Here is an 18020-nt window from a genome sequence, read left to right as displayed (position 1 = left end):
TACGTGCCATCGATACGGTGCTTGCCGAACTCGGCCCAGACATTACTGATGAAGCGTATGCCGATTTTGATGAGATGTTGACTGCTACGTTTACCCCAACACGGCCTGGGCAGCACACTCCACAAACCACGACGATTACTCGTCGTATCCGGGAGATGATCAAACGCATCGACCCAACCTGTGCCTACCAACCAAAAAGGCGCCAACAGCGAGTGGCGCAGGCACACGCGGCTGATGATGCGGTGACCTTTGAGGTGTCTGCACAGTCCGGCACAGTCAAAACACTGGTCACGTTGGCGACCAACCCGTTGACAGCACAGGTCGTACGCGAGCATGTATTAGCGACTGCACGGGAGCACAAAACCTCGATGGCAGATGCTGCGGTCAAACTACTGTCCGGGGAGATCACCCCAACAAAAACGACGCTGCACGTGTTCGTACCGAAAGGCCGCGCGCCTGGCGGGCCAGCCTATGTACCAGGAGTAGGTGCCTTGACCCCAGAAGCTACCGCGGCACTGGAGGACCTCCTGGCGTCAGCGAAGATCACCGAAGTGGATATGGAGGCAGAACTTCAAGCACACACGGATAGCTACACCCCAACAGAAGCAATGCGCCGAGTCGTCTGCGCACGCCACACGCATTGTGTGTTCCCGGGATGCACGGTGCCGTCATTGAGGTGCCAGATGGATCACCGGATTCCGTTTGGCCAGGGTGGCAAAACCACACCAGGAAACCTCTACCCACTGTGCCAAAAGCACCACAACCTAAAAACCGATAAACGTGGTTTCTACGTCCCGGATCCGGATACGGGTGAAATCTTGTGGCTGTTTTCTAACGGCACGTATGAAACCTGCACCCCAGACAGTCTGATCGGCTACAACACGCACGCCGCGGCACCACGGTGGAAGTCAAACCTTGAGCAAGTATGTGAGCGTCGCAATAAAGTGGCGCAGTTTTACGCCAAGGGCCACAAAATACTCGACGATTTTGAAAACCACCACAACCTCGAACAGGCCGACGCCCAGATCGCAGCACTGGAGGAAGAATACGGCCTTGTTTTCCCGATCAAGGCGGTGTTGCCGGAGCCGTTGCCAAAAGAACCCGATTTTTGTGAACCACCCTTCCCGGATCCAGAAGATGCCTACGGATGGGTGGAAGACTACGACCCAGAAGAACTCGTCGATACCCGACCCGAGTAAGAGAATCCAGGTGGCCCGATCCAAAACAAAAAACAGGCCGTTTTTCCGAAGGAGGCCTCGGCGTGGTTCCTGGCTTGGGACAAATGAGCGACGAAATGAGTGCCGAACTTTCGCCAACAACAAGCCCAAGCCCAAGCCCAAACCCAGAGGCCACAATGTCGAAGGGATCTTCAACGACCAACCGCGACCCAAGCCAGGTTCAGAACCGAAAAACAGCCCGTTTTTCCGAAGAGGCACGGGGCCGTCGTGGCTTCAGGCAATGCGGGAGCTCCCAAGCAGTGAGCTCCGAAACGTGTCGGCCAAAACCGCAACTACAGATGCGCAGCAAGGTGGATAGCAAGTGCTGCACGCCAATTCATCGGCTGGAACCCGGTCGCCTTGATCTTGCTCAAATCCAGCGTGGAGTGCACTGGCCGCGGCGCCTCCGGGCCGGCAATCTCGGCATACTGCTGGGTGGTCACAGGTGTTACATCCGCAGGATCCTTACCCACGCCCACGAAAACCGCCATAGCCATCTCATCCCGACCCACCGCATCACCATCAGACGACAGGTTGTACACGCCAAACTCCGCCTTCGTCCGTAGCAGGTGATCGATGCCCTTGGCCAGATCTTCAGTCCAGGTGGGGCGGCCAACCTGGTCCATGATCACGTTCACGCTCTTGTCTGCAAGGGCAAGCTTGGCCATGGTGTCCATGAAGTTCGCGCCGTCGCCAAACACCCAGGAGGTGCGGATCACGTAGTGGCGCCTCGCGGTCTGCGCCGCCGTATCGCCCGCTGCCTTGGACGCCCCGTACGCCGACAGCGGGCTGGCGTGCTCGGCTTCGGTGTGGACTTCGACGGTGCCGTCGAAAATGTAATCGCTGGACACGTGTACCAACGTCAAGTCGTGCTCATTGGCCACCCGGGCCAGCGCCGCCGGCGCATCCGCGTTCACGACCCAGGCGGTCGCGCGGTCAGATTCTGCGCCGTTGACGTCGTTATACGCAGCGCAATTCACAATCGCGCTGTAGCCCGAGAAGTCAAAGCCCTCCGGAATCGCCGTGATGTCAAACTCCTCGCGAGTGACATATTCCGCACGATCCTCGCCCCACAATTGACGCAGCGCCCTGCCAAGCTGCCCGTTCGCGCCCGTGACTAGGACCTTCTTTGGCGGGACGGGGGTGGATTCGCTGAAGGGGGGATGTGTGGCGTCGGCAAGCGAAAGCTCTGATGGCTCAAGTGGCCAGTCGATCTCCTTGTAGGAACAGTACGCGTAGGTGCCGTTCGGGTTGTAGCGCTGGTTGACCAGGTAAATGTAGGCCGTGTTGTCCTCCAACGTCTGGAAACCGTTGGCTACACCCCGCGGCACAAACACCGCCTGACCAGGGCCGATCTCGATGCCGAACGTCTCGCCGAGAGTGGGGGAGTCCTCACGCATATCCACCCAAGCGGCAAACACCCTGCCCGTGGCAACCGAGACCCACTTATCCCACGGCTCCGCGTGCATCCCCCGGGTGGTGCCAGCCTTGGCGTTGAAACTGACGTTGTTCTGCTTCGGCTGCAGCAGCTGACCAGCCCAGTTCTCCTTGAACCAGCCGCGGTTATCTTCGTGCAGCGGCAGGGTTTGGACGCTCAGGCCTTCGATCGGGGTTGTTGTTTGGGGCAATTCGGGCAATTCGGACACAGCTCCTTAGAGTATCCCAGGGTTATGTGGGAGTGAATGGGGATCGGATGTAGTAATTTCCCGAGATGGTGCAGCCACCTGGGCGAATGGGGGCCGAAATGCAGCAATTTCCAAATTACTGCGCAACCGCAACCCCAACGACACCCACCACTACTGCCCGCGCTGGGCGTAGGCCTCCTCAACGCCGCGCTTGGTGTCGCGCCACCACCATTCGTTCTCGCGGTACCAGTCGATGGTGCTTCCCAACCCAGCGTGCAGGTCGGTATAGCGGGGCTGCCAACCAAGCTCGGTGCGCAGTTTGGTGGCGTTCATGGTGTAGCGCTGGTCGTGGCCGGGGCGGTCGGCGACGTGCTCGAAGGTGCCACCCATCAGCGAACAGATTGTCTCGATGACCTGCTTGTTCGTGACGTGCGGGGAGCCAGCAACACTTGCGCCAATGTTATAGGTCTGGCCGATCTCGCCGTGCTCAAGGATGGTGAGTACGGCATCGTTGTGGTCGTCCACGTGGATCCAGTCGCGGACCTGGGCGCCGGTGCCGTAAAGCTTGGCGGGCTGGCCGCACAAAATATTGGTGATCTGGCGGGGGATGAACTTCTCTACGTGCTGGTAGGGGCCGTAATTGTTAGAGCAGTTCGAGATAGTCGCCGCGATGCCGAAGGAACGCACCCACGCGCGCACCAAATGGTCGGAGCCGGCCTTGGTGGCGGAGTAGGGCGAGGAGGGGTTATACGGCGTGGTCTCTAGGAAGGCGTCGGTGCCGCCCAAAGCGAGGTCGCCAAAGACTTCGTCGGTGGAGATGTGGTGGAGGCGCTTATCAAACTTGCGCACCGCCTCAAGCAGTACAAAAGTGCCCACCACGTTGGATTGCACGAACGCGGAGGGGTCACGCAGCGAGTTGTCGTTGTGGGATTCCGCGGCGAAGTGGACCACAGTATCCGCGCGAGCAACCAGCGGCTCAACAACAGACGGGTCCGCAACATCGCCGTGGACAAACTCCACGTCCAGTCCGGCGAGGTTGTCGCGGTTGCCGGCGTAGGTAAGTTTGTCCAGCACGATCACGTCGTGCAATCCCCGCCCACACACCATGTGTACGAAGTTGGATCCGATAAACCCGGCGCCGCCGGTGACCAGCATTGTTCCCATGGCTGGCTATGCTACTCGAACCCGTGCGCCCCACAGCCCGATGACGTGCACAATCGCACCCGCCAAAGGGCCCGCGAACAGGGCGACAACCACGGCGGTAACCACACCCCACGGCGCGGCGAAAAGCACCGCGAAGGCAACCACGGAGGCGGTGAGCCACCCGGCCACGTACCACCCGTGGCGCTGCAGGGCGAGCACAGCCACGCCGGTGATCATGAGGGTGCCCATGAAAGCGGAGGCAAACGTCAGCAGCGCAAGCGTGCGCCCAGGCACGAACAGTTCCGGCGGGAATGCCAGCTGCAGAATCCACGGCCCCAGCAGCCATGCCAGCGCAAACCCGACCACACCCAGGCCGAGCACAGCCACCACCGGCCCCAAAAGTGCACGGTAGATGTGCTTTTGCTTCTCGACGAAGCGCACAACCAACGCCGCCTGAAACCTTTGAAGGGGCACCAACACTGGTGCACGCGTAAGGATCACAGCGTTGTTGATGGCGGCAACCAGGATGGACACGGAGGCATCATTATCCGGAAACGCCGCAGACACCGCGGTGGGGAACCCCGTGATCAGCGCGGCTGACGCGCCGGAGGCAAGCATGGCGGTAAAGACGCGGCCGACGAACGCCTTGCGATCCACGTCCAGCGCGATGCGGATGCGGGAGCGCGCTTCACGCGAAACACCCAGGATCACCACCCAGCTCACCGCGCCGATGACCGTGATCAGCAAAAACGCGGGCAGCCCCCAGCCCAGTGCCCACGCCACCACGGCCAGCACCAGGCGGATGCCGGAATCCAGCGCAACCAGCGCCGCGTACTGGTTCCACAGCTGCGCGCCGGACAAAATACCCGAAAGTACCGCCTGGAAAACGTAGCTGACCAGGCCGAACACCAGCAGTGTCGTGGCCGTGCCGGGGGACATGGGCACCCATGCCCGCATCGCCCACAAGCCAAGGCTTAGGCCCACAAGCACCACAAACGTTGCCGCGGCAGCGCCGAAGCGCCAAGGATTCGCCGTGCCGCGAGAGCCCGTTTCGCTTGACGACGCCACAGCGCGCGTCGTTTCGTGCGTTATCCCGTCGATAAGACCCGCGGAGGCGAAAAACAACCCCCAGAACGCGGTGAAGTAACGGTAGGCGCTGCCGGTGTCCAGCGCCCAGCCAGCCACCCACATGAGCACGAACCCGGCGAGCGCCGAAAAGGCGGTGGCCAGCGTCAGATTTCTCATGAGCTATCGGAGCCTTATCGGATCTTCGGCACGTCGGGCAGCTCCGTGTGGTTCAACCATGCGTCCATGATCCCGGCGATGTCCACGCTAGGTGCGGCCGCCTTCAGCGCATTCCTCAGATCGAAGGGCTCCACAATGCCGTGCGTGGACTTGGCCACATAGGAGCGCACCCCGCTAAAGAACGCCTCATCACCCATGGCGGCGCGCAGCGCGTGCAGGGTGATCGCGCCGCGCTTGTACACCCAGTCATCAAACATGTGGCGCGGGCCCGGGTTGGCAAGGGTCACGGTGGGGGTGGGGAGTTTGGCGTAGTGGTGGTTCACGGAGGCGTCGATAAGCATGCTGCCCTGCGCATCAGCCCACAGCCACTCGGCGTAGCAAGCGAAGCCCTCATTGAGCCAAATGTCATCCCACTGTGCGATACCCAGTGAGTTACCAAACCACTGATGAGCCAGCTCATGGGCAATCAGGCGCTCATTGCCGCGCGTGTGGTTGCTGCCAAAAATGGACTGGCCGGCCGCCTCAAGCGGGATCTCCAACGTCTCATCGTGCACGATCGCCGTGTAGTGCTCATAGGGGTACGGGCCGAAGCAGGTCTCGAAGAAGTCCAGCATCTCCTGCTGCTTGGCAAAATCCCCTAACTGCAGGCCGCGCGGCAGGTACGCGCTGGTGTTGCGGCCAAGTTTGTGGTGCACAAACTGGCCAACGTTCACAGTGGCCAGGTAGGTGGGCAGCGGGCGAGACGTCTGCGTGGCAATGACCTGATACGGCTGGTCCGGACGCAGCGTAATGCGATACGTGGCCTTCTCATCAGGCGTGTCATCGCACGGGAACCACGTGGGCGCGCCATTCGGCTGGTTCGCGGTCAACGCGCCGTTTTCCAGCTCCTCCCACCCCAGCTGACCCCAGGACGTACGACGCGGGCGCGGGGTGCCCGTGTACCGAATAGTCAGCTGGAACTCCGTATCCACCGCAATATCCTGCGTAAACGTGATACGCAGCTTGTTGCGGTAATGACGGAAACGCTTAATCTCCCCATGCGTTGTGGTGACGCTGCGCACCCGCAGGTTATCCATCAAATCCAACGTCATGTGGTTCAAATCGCGCCACGGCGTCAACGTCAACGTGGCGGTGGCGTCCACATAGTTCGGACCCACCTTGTAGTTCATCGCCACGTCATAATGCGTGACGTGGAACCCCAAGTTGAAGTCCACGCCCGTGTACTGATCACGATGCCCGGGGACCGGGGTTGAGCGGAGCCGATGAGTAGTCATAATGTTCGGCCATTCTAGCCCGCCGCGGCACAGGGCTGGTTATCGCTAGCTTGGGTCGGGGCTACATCCCAAACGCCGGGGCGATGGTGGTGAACCAGGACTTCTCCAGATCCTCACGCCAGTACGGCCAGGAGTGGGTGCCCACATTGCGCATCTCGTACGTTGCCGGAATGTTCAACGCGTCCAGCTTCGTCTTCAGATCATGCGTGCACTGGTTGATCGCGGCCTCAATCGCACCGCCCTCAACCTGCAGCGTTACGGCAGCAACCTGCGCAACAACCTCAGGCGCACCCTGGCCAATCAGGTAGCTCACCTGATCTTGGCGGCCCGCAAGGCCCGTAGCGGAAGAGATGTAGAGCGCGGTGCCGCGCAGACGCTCGGCGTTGAGCAGCGCGTCGTTCCAGCGGTTGTACGGCCCGCCCATCGGACCCCACATCATCTCCGGGGTAACAGTTTTGAAGTCAGAGTAGCCGCCGCGGTTCACCGTCACGCGGGCGAAGTTGTAGCCGTGCAGCGAGCTTGTAGACGCACACCCGGAGAACGACGCCGCCGCATCATAAAAGCCCGGATTGTGCTGCGGCAGCAACAGCGAAGACGTGGCGGACATGGAGAAACCAACAATCGCGCGGCGGTTGTCAGCGTTTAAGGTGCGCTCAATCGGGCCCGGCAGCTCCTTGGTCAGGAACGTCTCCCACTTCTGCGGTCCGCGCAGGTAGTTGGTGTTGAGGTTCGTCTCCACCCAGTCGGTGTAGTAGGAAAACGCGCCCGCCTGCGGGATGACCACGTTGACGCCCTTACCGGCGAAGAAGTCCTTCACCGGCGCCATCTTCAGCCAGTCCTGGTTCTGCTCCGCGCCGCCAGCACCGTTGAGCAGGTAGATGGTCGGCGCGTTTGCCACGCGCTGGCCCTGCGGGTTCGTCGCCGGCACAACGGCAACAGGGATGTCCCTGTTCATCGACGGCGAATGGACCAGGTAGCTCAGCACCGTCTTGTGGTCTACCTGCTGGGTCCATTCTTGAGGACGATTCGCGTTGACCACCATTGGCGGGTTCGCCTTAGCGTCCCAAAGCTTGATCGTGCCCACCGGCGTCTGGCCAGCAACTTGGGCGGGTGTAACAGTCGCCGCGTTGGCTGGGATAGTTGCGGTGACGGTACCCGTGGTGATTGCAGCCGCGGTCAGGGCGGCAAGGACTGCAGATGCGGTGCGCTTCAGGCTCATGACTGGCTATATTACGGTCACACAAGACAAATTGTGTAACAATAATGAACAATTGCCACTTCGTGTCTCAAGAAACATCAAGAAAAGGACAGTGAACAATGATCATTGAAAACGCACAGCTGCAGATCAACGAGCTCCTCGGCCAGCTGCTCCACTTCGGCTCCTCTGCGTCCTCCCAGATCGCCTTCGGCCTAGGCATGTTCTAAAACCCTAAAACGCAAAAAAACATCGGGTAAGCGGTTATGTGCCGCTACCCGATGTTTTTGTTTTGTAAGGCTTATTTGCTGACCTACTCGCTCTCAAACAGTGCCGGGCGGATGACCTTCTCCCAAGACACCTTCAGGTCATCGCGCCACAGCGGCCAGGAGTGGGTGCCAACCGGACGCTTATTAAAGTAGGTATCCACGCCCAGGCTGTTCAGCTTGGTATTGAAGTCATGCGTGCAAGCGTTCATCGCGGCCTCAATTGCGCCACCCTCAACCTGCAGCGTGAGCGCCGCACTCAGCGCCTCCGTGGAACCGGAGTTCTCACGCAGGTAGCTCAACATATCCGTCTGGCCAGCAAGACCCGTTCCTGCGGAGAGGTAGAACTTGGTCTTGGTCACGCCGTTCTCACCAACCAGGTTATCCGCCATCACCAACGCGTCGTTGTAGCGGTTGTAGTCAGAACCGCGCGGGCCCCAAAGGTTCTCCGGCGTAATGTTGCCCGCACCGGCGGAGCCACGGTTGACCGTCAGGCCCGCAAAGAAGTTCGGCAGCGGGGTAGAGGTGGCAGCGCAGCCGGAGAAAGAACCGACAGCGTCAAACATATCCGGGTTGTGTACCGCCAAAAGCAGCGAGGAAGTTGCGGACATGGAGAAACCAGTCACGGCGCGCTTACCGTTGGCGTCCAGGTAGTTTTCCACCGACGGAATCATTTCCTTAGCCAGGAACGTCGACCACTTCTGCTCGCCCTTGAAGTACTTGCCCTTGCCCGGGTTGCTCAGCCAGTCCACGTAGTAGGAAAACGCGCCCTCCATCGGAATGACCACGTTCACCGGCTCATTGCCCAGTACCGCCTTCACGGTCTCCGGGGCCACTGCCAGCCAGTCCGTGTTCTGCTCCGAACCACCAGCGCCGTTGAGCAGGTAGTAGGTCGGGGCCTGAATCGGGTTGCCGTCCTTATCTACTGCGCGGATCAACGCCACAGGGATCTTGCGGTCCATTGCCTCGGAGTACACCGTGACAGCCTCAGCGCCACGGAAGTTCTTGAGTTCAGCGAACCACTCTTGCGGGTTGCCCTTGTAATCCACCGGAGCCTCGGTGAGCGGTGCGATCTCCATGAAATTCTCGGCGTCCGACTCGGCCGGCTCCGGCATGTTGTCTGCCTCTTCGCCAGTTGCCTCCGGCTTCAACGCATCCTTTGCCTGCTTCAACAGACCCTCGCGGTCACCGTCCGGCACCGAAGCACCGTCAATATCAGCAACGTCCTTCGGTTCTTTCGCTTGCGTTGTCTCCGTTACTTCACCAGTGGTTGCTGCAGCGGCAGTAGCAGCAGCAGTAGTAGTTGCGCTGGCATTGGTGGTGGCGGCTGGGGTGGTTTCCGTAGACGTCGGCAAGCTGGAAGTGCTCTCAGACACTGCGGGTTGCACGCGCTCGACGGTCACAAGCCCCTGGGAAGACTCGGCGGCTTGGAAGTGGCCGGCCGCAGGCACAGCGCCTGCGGCGATTGCTACGGCTGCGACGGCAGCAAGGGCCGGACGCGTGATCTTCATACAGATGACTCGCTTTTCTTTAGAAAATGGTGGGAACAAGCAGCAGCTCCCCTGTCACTTCCACATATATTGCCAGACTTGCCAAACATTACGCGCCACTCCCGCCCACACAGCTTGCTAACCGACGTATCCTATTGGGCGTGACTAAAGAACATTTTGACGTTGTTGTCCTCGGCGCTGGCCCCGGTGGCTATGTCGCCGCCATCCGCGCTGCACAGCTTGGCAAGAAAGTTGCCGTAGTAGAGAAGAAATACTGGGGCGGCGTCTGCCTAAACGTGGGCTGCATCCCCTCCAAGGCACTGATCAAGAACGCCGAGATCGCAGAGATCTTCAACCACGAGGCGAAGACCTTCGGCATCAAGGGTGACGTGGAGTTCGACTACACGGACGCCCACACCCGCTCCCGCAAGGTTTCCGAGAAGATCGTCGGCGGCGTCCACTACCTGATGAAGAAGAACAAAATCACCGAGGTCAACGGCCTCGGCTCCTTCACGGACGCCAAGACCATCGAGATCACCGAAGGCGATGACAAGGGCAAGGTCATTACTTTCGACGATTGCATTATCGCCACCGGCTCCGTCGTCCGCACCCTGCCCGGCATCGAGCTGTCGGACAACGTTGTCTCCTTCGAAGAGCAGATCCTCAACCCGGATGCACCGAAGACCATGGTCATCGTCGGCGCCGGCGCCATCGGCATGGAGTTCGCCTACGTCCTGTCCAACTACGGCGTAGACGTCACCGTTGTTGAATACATGGACCGCGTCCTGCCGAACGAAGACAAGGACGTGTCCAAGGAGATTGCGAAGCGCTACAAGAAGCTCGGCGTGAAGCTGCTCACCGGCCACGCCACCACCGCCGTGCGTGACAACGGTGACTCCGTTGAGGTGGACGTAAAGAAGAACGGCACCGACTCCGTTGAGACCCTGACCGTGGACCGCGTCATGATCTCCGTCGGCTTCGCACCGCGCACCGAAGGCTACGGCCTGGAGAACACCGGCGTTGAGCTGACCGACCGCGGCGCCATTGCTATCGACGAGCGCATGCGCACCAATGTCGACGGCATCTACGCGATTGGCGACGTCACCGCGAAGCTCCAGCTCGCCCACGTAGCCGAAGCACAGGGCATCATCGCAGCCGAGACCATCGCGGGCGCAGAGACCCTCGAAATCGAGGACTACATGATGACCCCGCGCGCCACCTTCTGCAACCCGCAGGTTGCCTCCATGGGGTATACCGAAGAGCAGGCCAAGGAGAAGTGGCCGGACAAAGACATCAAGGTTGCCACCTTCCCGTTCTCCGCAAACGGCAAGGCAGTCGGCCTGGCTGAGGCAAACGGCTTTGCCAAGCTGGTTGCAGACGGTGAGTTCGGCGAGATCCTCGGCGCCCACTTCGTTGGCCCGCACGTCTCCGAACTACTGCCGGAGGTTGTCCTTGCGCAGCGCTTCGACCTGACCGCAGGCGACATCGCACGCTCCATCCACATCCACCCGACCCTGTCCGAGGTGGTCAAGGAGATCGCGCACGGCGTTGAAGGCCACATGATCAACCTGTAGCGCTGGCGTCTGCGCCGCGTGGCGCAGGTTCCACGCAGTTTGCAGCTACCTACCTGCAGCTACCAGTGAAAAAATCGCTTGGTAGCCGGGTCTAGGTAGCTGCAAACGCGTTTTTTGGGGATCGCGCGGGGGCGCTGGGGGCGCTGGGCAGGGGCGGAGGGGAAGAAAAACGCCAGCCCTGAGGTGGGGTGGCGTTTGGGGGGTTAGACGTGGACGTCGATAAGCAAGCTAGCTCCCGGACACCGCTGCGGCGAGCGAGTCGAGAGACTTGGTCAGGAAAGCATCATCGAAGGACTCGCTGAACTTGCGAACCGGATCCAGCTCGATCTCATCGCGCAGGTAGGTCAGGGTGACGCGGGTGTTGTCAGCATCGATCGGCTCAAGCTCGTAGAGCCACTTCGCGCCAACACGGACGCCTGCGGTGGTGTTTTCCACATTCTTCCAGCCAATAATGCGGTCCTGCTGGAATGCGAAAACCTCGTTGGTGGTCTGGTAGTCACCATCTTCCTTCGTCATGTTCATGGTGAAGGTGTCGCCGACCTCCTTGATGCGCTCAGCCTTGTCGGCAGAGACCACCATGCCGGAGCCATCAGTTTCGGGGTGGCGCTCCGGATTGGAAAGGAGGTCAAAGATCTCCTTCGCCGGCGCGTCGATGTCACGGATTACTTGGTTTTGATCGTTCTGTTTTGCGTCAGTCATGGCGCCGAGAGTACCAAAACGCGAGGTTAGGGCATGCTTACCAACCAAAGTATGACGCTAAAAGGGGTAGTAGCGCCGGAGCGTGGGCAAAATCACAAAAGGGACCGTAAAGGTGGAAATGCCCAACGTAAAGGTGGGGTAGGAGCGAATCAAGCGGGAGGAAGCTGAGGAAGCTGGGAGTCAGCTGGCAAACCTCTCGACCGAAAGTTCACACATGTGGCGTCCGTTACTTAGAGTGAAAACGACACTGGAGGTGCCATGACTGTAAAAAACGCAGACCGTGAAGCCATTCGTCACGGAAAAATTACTGAAACGCCGCTGCGCGAGCGGCCGTCATTCCCAACTTGGGCTTTGAAGCTCACCATGGCCATCACCGGCCTGATCTTTGGCCTGTTCGTGCTGGGTCACATGGTGGGTAACCTGAAGATCTTTATGCCGCTGCACGCCAACGGCGTCGCCCCCATCGATGAGTATGGCGAGTTCCTGCGCACGATGGGTGAGCCGCTGTTCCCGCGTGAGGGCTTCCTGTGGATCATCCGCATCGTGTTGCTTGCCTGCCTGGTGCTGCACGTGTGGGGCGCATTCGCACTGCACGGTCGTTCCAAGCGTTCCCGCGGCAAGTTCAAGCGCACGAACCTCATGGGCGGCTGGCAGCCGACGGCGACCCGTTCCATGCTGATTACGGGCGTTATCCTGCTGCTGTTCCTGATCTTCCACATTCTGGATCTGACCATGGGCCAGGTCGTTGCGTCCGACGCGTTCGTACACGGCGCTGTTCGCGACAACCTGCTGGCTACCTTCGCTCCTGAGCGTTGGCCGGTCACGCTGTTCTACGTTTTGGCAATGGTTGCGCTGTGCCTGCACCTCACCCACGGTGTGTACCTCGCGGTATCTGACCTGGGCTGGTTGGGCGAGCGTGGCAAGGGCCTGATGGTGATTCTGGCGTACGTGCTGCCGTTCATCGTTGTCATTGGCAACATTGTGATGCCGATCGCGCTGGCATTCGGTGCGGTTCCTGGGTTCACTCGCTAAAGGCTGAAATAGGAGAAAAACTATGACTACCCCAATTTCCGCGACGCAGGGCGCATCCGGCGAAACGCAGGACACCCTCGCCGCTACCAAGGGCGCTGACGTCAACGCGGGTTTCCGCCAGCCTGAGTCTGTCGTTCCGGGCGTAACCCCGGGCGAGATCCTGGCCAGCAACGAGCCGAACCGTGACGAAGTGCGCATGAAGGACATGTGGCAGTACGCGAAGGACCACATGGAGCTGGTCTCTCCGCTGAACCGCCGCAAGTTCACCGTCCTCGTTGTAGGCACCGGCCTTTCCGGCGGCGCAGCTGCTGCCGCACTCGGTGAGCTGGGCTACAACGTGAAGGTCTTCACCTACCACGACGCACCGCGTCGTGCGCACTCCATTGCTGCACAGGGTGGCGTGAACTCCGCCCGCGGCAAGAAGGTGGACAACGACGGCGCTTACCGCCACACCAAGGACACCGTCAAGGGCGGCGACTACCGCTGCCGCGAGTCCGACTGCTGGCGCCTGGCTATTGAGTCCGTGCGCGTGATCGACCACATGAACGCGATCGGCGCTCCGTTCGCTCGTGAGTACGGCGGCACCCTGGCCACCCGTTCCTTCGGTGGTGTGCAGGTTTCCCGTACCTACTACACCCGTGGCCAAACAGGCCAGCAGCTGCAGCTGTCCACCGCTTCGGCGCTGCAGCGTCAGATCCACCTGGGCAACGTGGAGATCTTCACCCACAACGACCTGATGGACCTGATCATCACGGAGAAGGACGGCAAGAAGCACTGCTCCGGCATTGTCACCCGTAACCTGATCACCGGCGAGCTGGCCGCGTTCACCGGCCACGCAGTCATCCTGGCTACAGGCGGTTACGGCAACGTGTACCACAAGACCACGTTGGCGAAGAACTCCAACGCTTCCGCGATGATGCGTGCGTACGAGCGTGGCGCTTACCTGGCGTCCCCGTGCTTCGTGCAGTTCCACCCGACCGGCCTTCCGGTCAACGCGTCCTGGCAGGCAAAGACCACCCTGATGTCCGAGTCCCTGCGTAACGACGGTCGTATTTGGACCCCGAAGGAAAAGGGCGACGATCGCGATCCGAACACCATCCCGGAGGAGGAGCGCGACTACTTCCTGGAACGCCGCTACCCGGCATTCGGCAACCTGGTGCCGCGTGACGTTGCATCCCGTGCGATCTCCCAGCAGCTCAACGCCGGCTTCGGTGTGGGCCCGCTGCGTAACTCCGCATACCTGGACTTCTCCGACGCCATCGGGCGCCTGGGGGAGGACACGATCCGTGAGCGTTACTCGAACCTCTTCGAGATGTACGAGGACTCCACGGGTGCAGACCCGTACAAGGAGCCGATGCGTATTGCTCCGACCGTGCACTTCACCATGGGTGGCCTGTGGACGGACTTCAACGAGATGACCTCCATCGACGGCCTGTTCGCTGCCGGTGAGTGCTCCTGGACCTACCACGGTGCAAACCGCCTGGGCGCTAACTCGCTGCTGTCCGCTTCCGTTGACGGTTGGTTCACCCTCCCGTTCACCATCCCGAACTACCTGGCGCACCACCTGGGCGAGGCAGCCCTGGATCTGGAGGCGCCGGAGGTGAAGGAAGCACTGACCCGCACCCAGGACCGCATCGATGCTCTGATGAACATCGAGCCGGTAGAGCCGCACGGCCCGGAGTACTTCCACGAGCAGCTCGGCGCAATCCTCTACGAGCACTGTGGCGTTGCCCGTACCGTTGAGGGCCTGCAAGAGGGCATTCAGAAGGTCCGCGCACTGCGCGAGGACTTCTGGCGCAACCTGCACATCCCGGGCGGCCAGCACGATATGAACCAGACGCTCGAGGCTGCGCTTCGACTGCTGGACTACATCAACCTGGGCGAGCTGATGTGTGTGGACGCTCTGGACCGCGACGAATCCTGTGGCGCGCACTACCGCATGGACCACCTCACCGAAGACGGTGAGGCAGAGCGCGACGATGAAAACTGGTGCTTCGTGTCGGCGTGGGAGCCGGCAGGTGACGGCCAGTTCATCCGCCACGCTGAACCCCTGTTCTTCGATTCGATCCCGCTGATGGCAAGGAACTACAAGTAATGAAACTGACACTTGAGATCTGGCGTCAGGCCGGACCCGACACCGACGGCGCATTTGAGACTGTCCAGGTGGACGACGCTGTAGAGCAGATGTCCATCCTGGAGCTGCTCGACCACGTCAACAACCAGTACGTTGAGGCTGGCAAGGAGCCCTTCACCTTCGCACACGACTGCCGCGAGGGCATCTGTGGCACCTGTGGCCTGAACGTGAACGGCCGTCCGCACGGCGCTGGTAAGAACACCACCGCCTGCCTGCAGCGTCTGTTCAACTACAAGGATGGCGACACGCTGCGCATTGAGCCGTTCCGCTCCGGGGCGTTCCCGGTAATCAAGGACCTGGCTGTGGACCGCTCCGCACTGGACCGCGTTATGCAGCAGGGCGGCTACGTCTCTGTCAACGCTGGTACCGCACCGGACGCTGACACGCTGCACGTCAACCACCACGACGCTGAGCTGGCACTGGACTACGCAGCCTGCATCGGCTGCGGCGCCTGTGTGGCTGCCTGCCCGAACGGTGCTGCGCACCTGTTCACTGGCGCCAAGCTGAAGCACCTCAAGCTGCTTCCGCTGGGCCAGCAGGAGCGCGCACGTCGTGCACGCAAGATGGTGGATGAGCTGGAGACCAACTTCGGTCACTGCTCCCTCTACGGCGAGTGCGCCGATGTCTGCCCGGCAGGCATCCCGCTGGATGCCGTTGGCGCCATCAACGCAGAGCGCGCACGCGCAGCGTTCAAGGGCGGCGACGACTAAAAACAGCTTTCAGTTACGGTTCATGCGCCCTAGGGCGCATGCCGTATACTGAACCGTGATATTTCACCTGGAAACCCCTGGAAAACTGTTCCAGAAAAACTGACGCAAAGGACATGAACATGGCATCCCAGCACGCGGTTGCAGACATCCAGTCGGAGTCGTTCCCGGACTACCAGACGCAGCTGCAGGACTCCTACATTGAGGGCTACGACCCGGTTTCCCTCGGCGCTCCGCACTCCTCGCTGCTGCGCCACAGCACCTGGCTGTCCATGGCGTTCATCCTTGCGTTCCTGTACGGCCTGGGTATCTTCGTTTGGGGCCTGTGCGCCAAGTACGTTGGCTGGGGCGCTCAGACGCAGGATTACTCCTCCATCCTGATGATCCTCGGTGGCATTGAGATGGTGGCCTGCGTCATCCTCGCAGCAGTGCTCTTGGGCATTGGCCGCAAGGACTACAAGAACTACCGCAAGACCACGGGCCGCGTGAACTAACACGGACTAACACGCCTAACACGGACTAAAACAGCTCCCCGCTTCCACCTGGAGGCGGGGAGCTTGTGTTTAATCGAGGGCATGTCACATGTGATGGAGATGCCGTCGCCAAGCAATGAGGCTCAGCGGCGGCGGACGCTGCGAAACCACAAGATCTTTGTCACCAGCCTGCTCGGGGTGGCGGCGGTGATCTTTTTGGCGTGTTCCTGGTGGCAATCCCAAGGCACCGCGCCCGGCTGGGTGGGCTACGTGCGCGCCGCGGCGGAGGCTGGCATGGTCGGCGGGCTGGCGGACTGGTTTGCTGTCACCGCGTTGTTTAAGCATCCGATGCGGATCCCGATCCCGCACACCGCGATCATTCCGAACAAGAAGGACCAGGTTGCGGACGCGCTGAGTGAGTTTGTCAGTGAGAACTTCCTCAACGCCCAAACCATTACCAGCAAGGTGATGGAGGCTCGCATCCCTGAACGGGTGGGTAAGTGGCTGGTGCAGCCGGCGAACGCGGAGCGGGTGAGTGCGGAGCTGGGCACGTTCGCCGCCCGCATGATTCGCGGCATCAACCCGAAGGATGCGGAGGCCTTCCTGCAAACCTATGTGGTGGATCGCGTCGCTGAGCCGATTTGGGGTCCGCCGCTCGGCAGGATGCTGGAGGGCTTTATTGCGGACGGCAAGGTGGAGCCCGTCGTCGACGACATCCTGGCGTGGGCGCGCACAAAGGTCGACGAGATGGAAGAGCCCATTGTCACCACCATTGACCAGCGCATGCCCACGTGGGCGCCGCAGTTTGCCAAAGACCTCGTCGGCGCGCGCGTGTACCGGGAGCTGACAGAGTTCGTGGCGGATGTGGATGAGGACGAAAACCACCAGGCACGCCGCGCGATCCGCCGCACCATCAACCAGTTCGCGCAGGACCTGCAGTTTGACGGGGCGATGATCAGCCGCGTCGAGGATATTAAGGCGGACGTGATGACATCTGCTGCTGTCACAGCAGCGCCGGGGCAGATGTGGGAGCAGCTGTCCACCACGTTGTTGGGGATGGTGGAGGATGGGGGTTCGGCGTTGCGTCGACAAGCAACAAGCTCCATTGAGCACTGGGGCATGCTGCTTGCCGACGACCCGTCGACCCGCGCCACCGCCACCCAAAAACTCGAAACCGCGGTCCACTTCGCGGCGGAAAACGGTGCGGACCAGATTGTGGGCATCATCGCGGAGACCATCCAGGCGTGGGACGGCGCGGAGGCCGCGGACAAGATCGAGCTGATGGTGGGCAAAGACCTGCAGTTCATCCGCCTGAACGGAACTTTGGTCGGTGCACTGGCCGGGTTGGTTATTTACACTGTGAGCCAAGTACTGTTTTTCTAGATTTTGAAACTACGGAGGAAACAATGACTGAGAACAACACCAACAACAACACCGAAAACCAGGAGATCCGCGACAACCTGCGCGAGGTCGGCGACGCCCTGCTGTCCGCCGGCTCCGCACTGGGTGCCGCCGTGGGCAAGTTTGTAGACGGCCTGCCGGAGCGCGTGGCTAACGCCAGCGAGAAGGCTCGTGAGACGCTGAACACCGCCACCACGGACGGTGAGGTTAGCTCTGTTGCCACCAACTTTGCCAACGAGGCAGAGAAGCTGTTCAACTCGTTCCGCGAGCGTGACCTGAAGTTCTCCGAGGACGCAAAGAACACCGTGATGGATGCCATCGGCGATATCCGCGAGAGCTTTAACAAGCGCCTTGAGAACGTGGACACCGAAGGTGCAGAGAAGGCGTTCACGGAGGTGCGTGACCGCTTTGAAAACCTGGCGCGTCGCGTCCAGGAGCAGTTCGCCGAAGCCAAGGAGACGGCAGAGGATGCCGTGCAGGACGCTGCAGGCGACGTCATCGACGGCGAGGTTGTCGAGGATACGGATTCCACCAAGTAGGGTGTA

The 18020-nt window shown here is 60.8% G+C and carries 15 protein-coding genes; 8 read left to right on the top strand and 7 right to left on the bottom strand.

The window, feature by feature from the left end; genetic code table 11:
- Positions 1-1199, top strand: a 1199-nt coding sequence (locus HMPREF3104_RS07765; protein ID WP_141738170.1) for an HNH endonuclease signature motif containing protein, incomplete at its 5' end; no start/stop codon positions are given.
- A gap of 311 nt (positions 1200-1510) precedes the next feature.
- Here the strand turns inward: HMPREF3104_RS07765 and HMPREF3104_RS07760 are convergent.
- The 6 genes from HMPREF3104_RS07760 to HMPREF3104_RS07735 form a co-directional block, all read right to left on the bottom strand.
- Positions 1511-2863 carry a sugar nucleotide-binding protein gene (locus tag HMPREF3104_RS07760; protein WP_083279005.1) on the bottom strand — a complete coding sequence of 451 codons (1353 nt, stop codon included), beginning with the start codon at positions 2861-2863 and terminating at the stop codon, positions 1511-1513.
- Positions 2864-3013: 150 nt separating this feature from the next.
- Positions 3014-4006, bottom strand: a complete 993-nt coding sequence (gene rfbB, locus HMPREF3104_RS07755) for a dTDP-glucose 4,6-dehydratase (protein WP_070495061.1) — start codon at positions 4004-4006, stop codon at positions 3014-3016.
- A gap of 6 nt (positions 4007-4012) precedes the next feature.
- Positions 4013-5230 carry a hypothetical protein gene (locus HMPREF3104_RS07750; protein ID WP_070495060.1) on the bottom strand — a complete coding sequence of 406 codons (1218 nt, stop codon included), beginning with the start codon at positions 5228-5230 and terminating at the stop codon, positions 4013-4015.
- A gap of 14 nt (positions 5231-5244) precedes the next feature.
- Positions 5245-6504, bottom strand: a complete 1260-nt coding sequence (locus tag HMPREF3104_RS07745; RefSeq protein WP_070495059.1) for a M1 family metallopeptidase — start codon at positions 6502-6504, stop codon at positions 5245-5247.
- A gap of 61 nt (positions 6505-6565) precedes the next feature.
- Positions 6566-7723: an alpha/beta hydrolase gene (locus tag HMPREF3104_RS07740; RefSeq protein ID WP_180950505.1), complete on the bottom strand. Its 1158-nt coding sequence runs from the start codon at positions 7721-7723 to the stop codon at positions 6566-6568.
- A gap of 289 nt (positions 7724-8012) precedes the next feature.
- Positions 8013-9476 (bottom strand): alpha/beta hydrolase, encoded by a 1464-nt coding sequence (locus HMPREF3104_RS07735; RefSeq protein ID WP_070495058.1) that lies wholly within the window; start codon positions 9474-9476, stop codon positions 8013-8015.
- 140 nt (positions 9477-9616) lie between these two features.
- On the opposite strand from HMPREF3104_RS07735, the gene lpdA reads away from it, so the two are divergent.
- Positions 9617-11029 (top strand): dihydrolipoyl dehydrogenase, encoded by a 1413-nt coding sequence (gene lpdA / locus HMPREF3104_RS07730; RefSeq protein ID WP_246816385.1) that lies wholly within the window; start codon positions 9617-9619, stop codon positions 11027-11029.
- A gap of 228 nt (positions 11030-11257) precedes the next feature.
- On the opposite strand, the gene HMPREF3104_RS07725 is transcribed toward lpdA, so the two are convergent.
- Positions 11258-11728, bottom strand: coding sequence for an SRPBCC family protein (locus tag HMPREF3104_RS07725; protein WP_070495056.1), 471 nt, complete (start codon positions 11726-11728; stop codon positions 11258-11260).
- Between the two features lie 258 nt (positions 11729-11986).
- Between HMPREF3104_RS07725 and HMPREF3104_RS07720 the strand changes: the two genes are divergently transcribed.
- The 6 genes from HMPREF3104_RS07720 to HMPREF3104_RS07695 all read left to right on the top strand — a co-directional run bounded on the left by HMPREF3104_RS07720 (position 11987) and on the right by HMPREF3104_RS07695 (position 18014).
- Positions 11987-12760 carry a succinate dehydrogenase cytochrome b subunit gene (locus HMPREF3104_RS07720; protein WP_052205514.1) on the top strand — a complete coding sequence of 258 codons (774 nt, stop codon included), beginning with the start codon at positions 11987-11989 and terminating at the stop codon, positions 12758-12760.
- A 22-nt stretch (positions 12761-12782) separates the two neighbouring features.
- Positions 12783-14855, top strand: a complete 2073-nt coding sequence (locus HMPREF3104_RS07715) for a fumarate reductase/succinate dehydrogenase flavoprotein subunit (RefSeq protein WP_083279004.1) — start codon at positions 12783-12785, stop codon at positions 14853-14855.
- Entirely contained in the window at positions 14855-15604 is a 750-nt protein-coding gene (locus HMPREF3104_RS07710) for a succinate dehydrogenase/fumarate reductase iron-sulfur subunit (RefSeq protein WP_052205513.1), read from the top strand. Before HMPREF3104_RS07715 ends, HMPREF3104_RS07710 begins: the two co-directional genes overlap by 1 nt.
- Before the next feature lie 119 nt (positions 15605-15723).
- Positions 15724-16095: a hypothetical protein gene (locus HMPREF3104_RS07705; protein ID WP_052205512.1), complete on the top strand. Its 372-nt coding sequence runs from the start codon at positions 15724-15726 to the stop codon at positions 16093-16095.
- A gap of 81 nt (positions 16096-16176) precedes the next feature.
- Positions 16177-17457 carry a DUF445 domain-containing protein gene (locus tag HMPREF3104_RS07700; RefSeq protein WP_246816384.1) on the top strand — a complete coding sequence of 427 codons (1281 nt, stop codon included), beginning with the start codon at positions 16177-16179 and terminating at the stop codon, positions 17455-17457.
- Between the two features lie 23 nt (positions 17458-17480).
- A complete protein-coding gene (locus tag HMPREF3104_RS07695) occupies positions 17481-18014 on the top strand; it encodes a CGLAU_01105 family protein (protein WP_070495055.1) in 534 nt (177 codons plus the stop codon).
- Positions 18015-18020 lie beyond the last annotated feature (6 nt).

Origin of the sequence: Corynebacterium sp. HMSC30G07 (assembly GCF_001806945.1) — a bacterium.
GTDB lineage: Bacteria > Actinomycetota > Actinomycetes > Mycobacteriales > Mycobacteriaceae > Corynebacterium > Corynebacterium riegelii.
The sequence above is the reverse complement of the archived record's forward strand: the minus strand, read 5'-3'. Positions and strand labels throughout refer to the sequence as shown.

Coding starts and splice junctions, on each gene's coding strand:
- rfbB (WP_070495061.1), bottom strand. CDS start 4,006: ATGGGAACAATGCTGGTCACCGGCGGCGCCGGGTTTATCGGATCCAAC.
- HMPREF3104_RS07750 (WP_070495060.1), bottom strand. CDS start 5,230: ATGAGAAATCTGACGCTGGCCACCGCCTTTTCGGCGCTCGCCGGGTTC.
- HMPREF3104_RS07745 (WP_070495059.1), bottom strand. CDS start 6,504: ATGACTACTCATCGGCTCCGCTCAACCCCGGTCCCCGGGCATCGTGAT.
- HMPREF3104_RS07740 (WP_180950505.1), bottom strand. CDS start 7,723: ATGAGCCTGAAGCGCACCGCATCTGCAGTCCTTGCCGCCCTGACCGCG.
- HMPREF3104_RS07735 (WP_070495058.1), bottom strand. CDS start 9,476: ATGAAGATCACGCGTCCGGCCCTTGCTGCCGTCGCAGCCGTAGCAATC.
- HMPREF3104_RS07725 (WP_070495056.1), bottom strand. CDS start 11,728: ATGACTGACGCAAAACAGAACGATCAAAACCAAGTAATCCGTGACATC.
- HMPREF3104_RS07720 (WP_052205514.1), top strand. CDS start 11,987: ATGACTGTAAAAAACGCAGACCGTGAAGCCATTCGTCACGGAAAAATT.
- HMPREF3104_RS07715 (WP_083279004.1), top strand. CDS start 12,783: ATGACTACCCCAATTTCCGCGACGCAGGGCGCATCCGGCGAAACGCAG.
- HMPREF3104_RS07710 (WP_052205513.1), top strand. CDS start 14,855: ATGAAACTGACACTTGAGATCTGGCGTCAGGCCGGACCCGACACCGAC.
- HMPREF3104_RS07705 (WP_052205512.1), top strand. CDS start 15,724: ATGGCATCCCAGCACGCGGTTGCAGACATCCAGTCGGAGTCGTTCCCG.
- HMPREF3104_RS07700 (WP_246816384.1), top strand. CDS start 16,177: ATGTCACATGTGATGGAGATGCCGTCGCCAAGCAATGAGGCTCAGCGG.
- HMPREF3104_RS07695 (WP_070495055.1), top strand. CDS start 17,481: ATGACTGAGAACAACACCAACAACAACACCGAAAACCAGGAGATCCGC.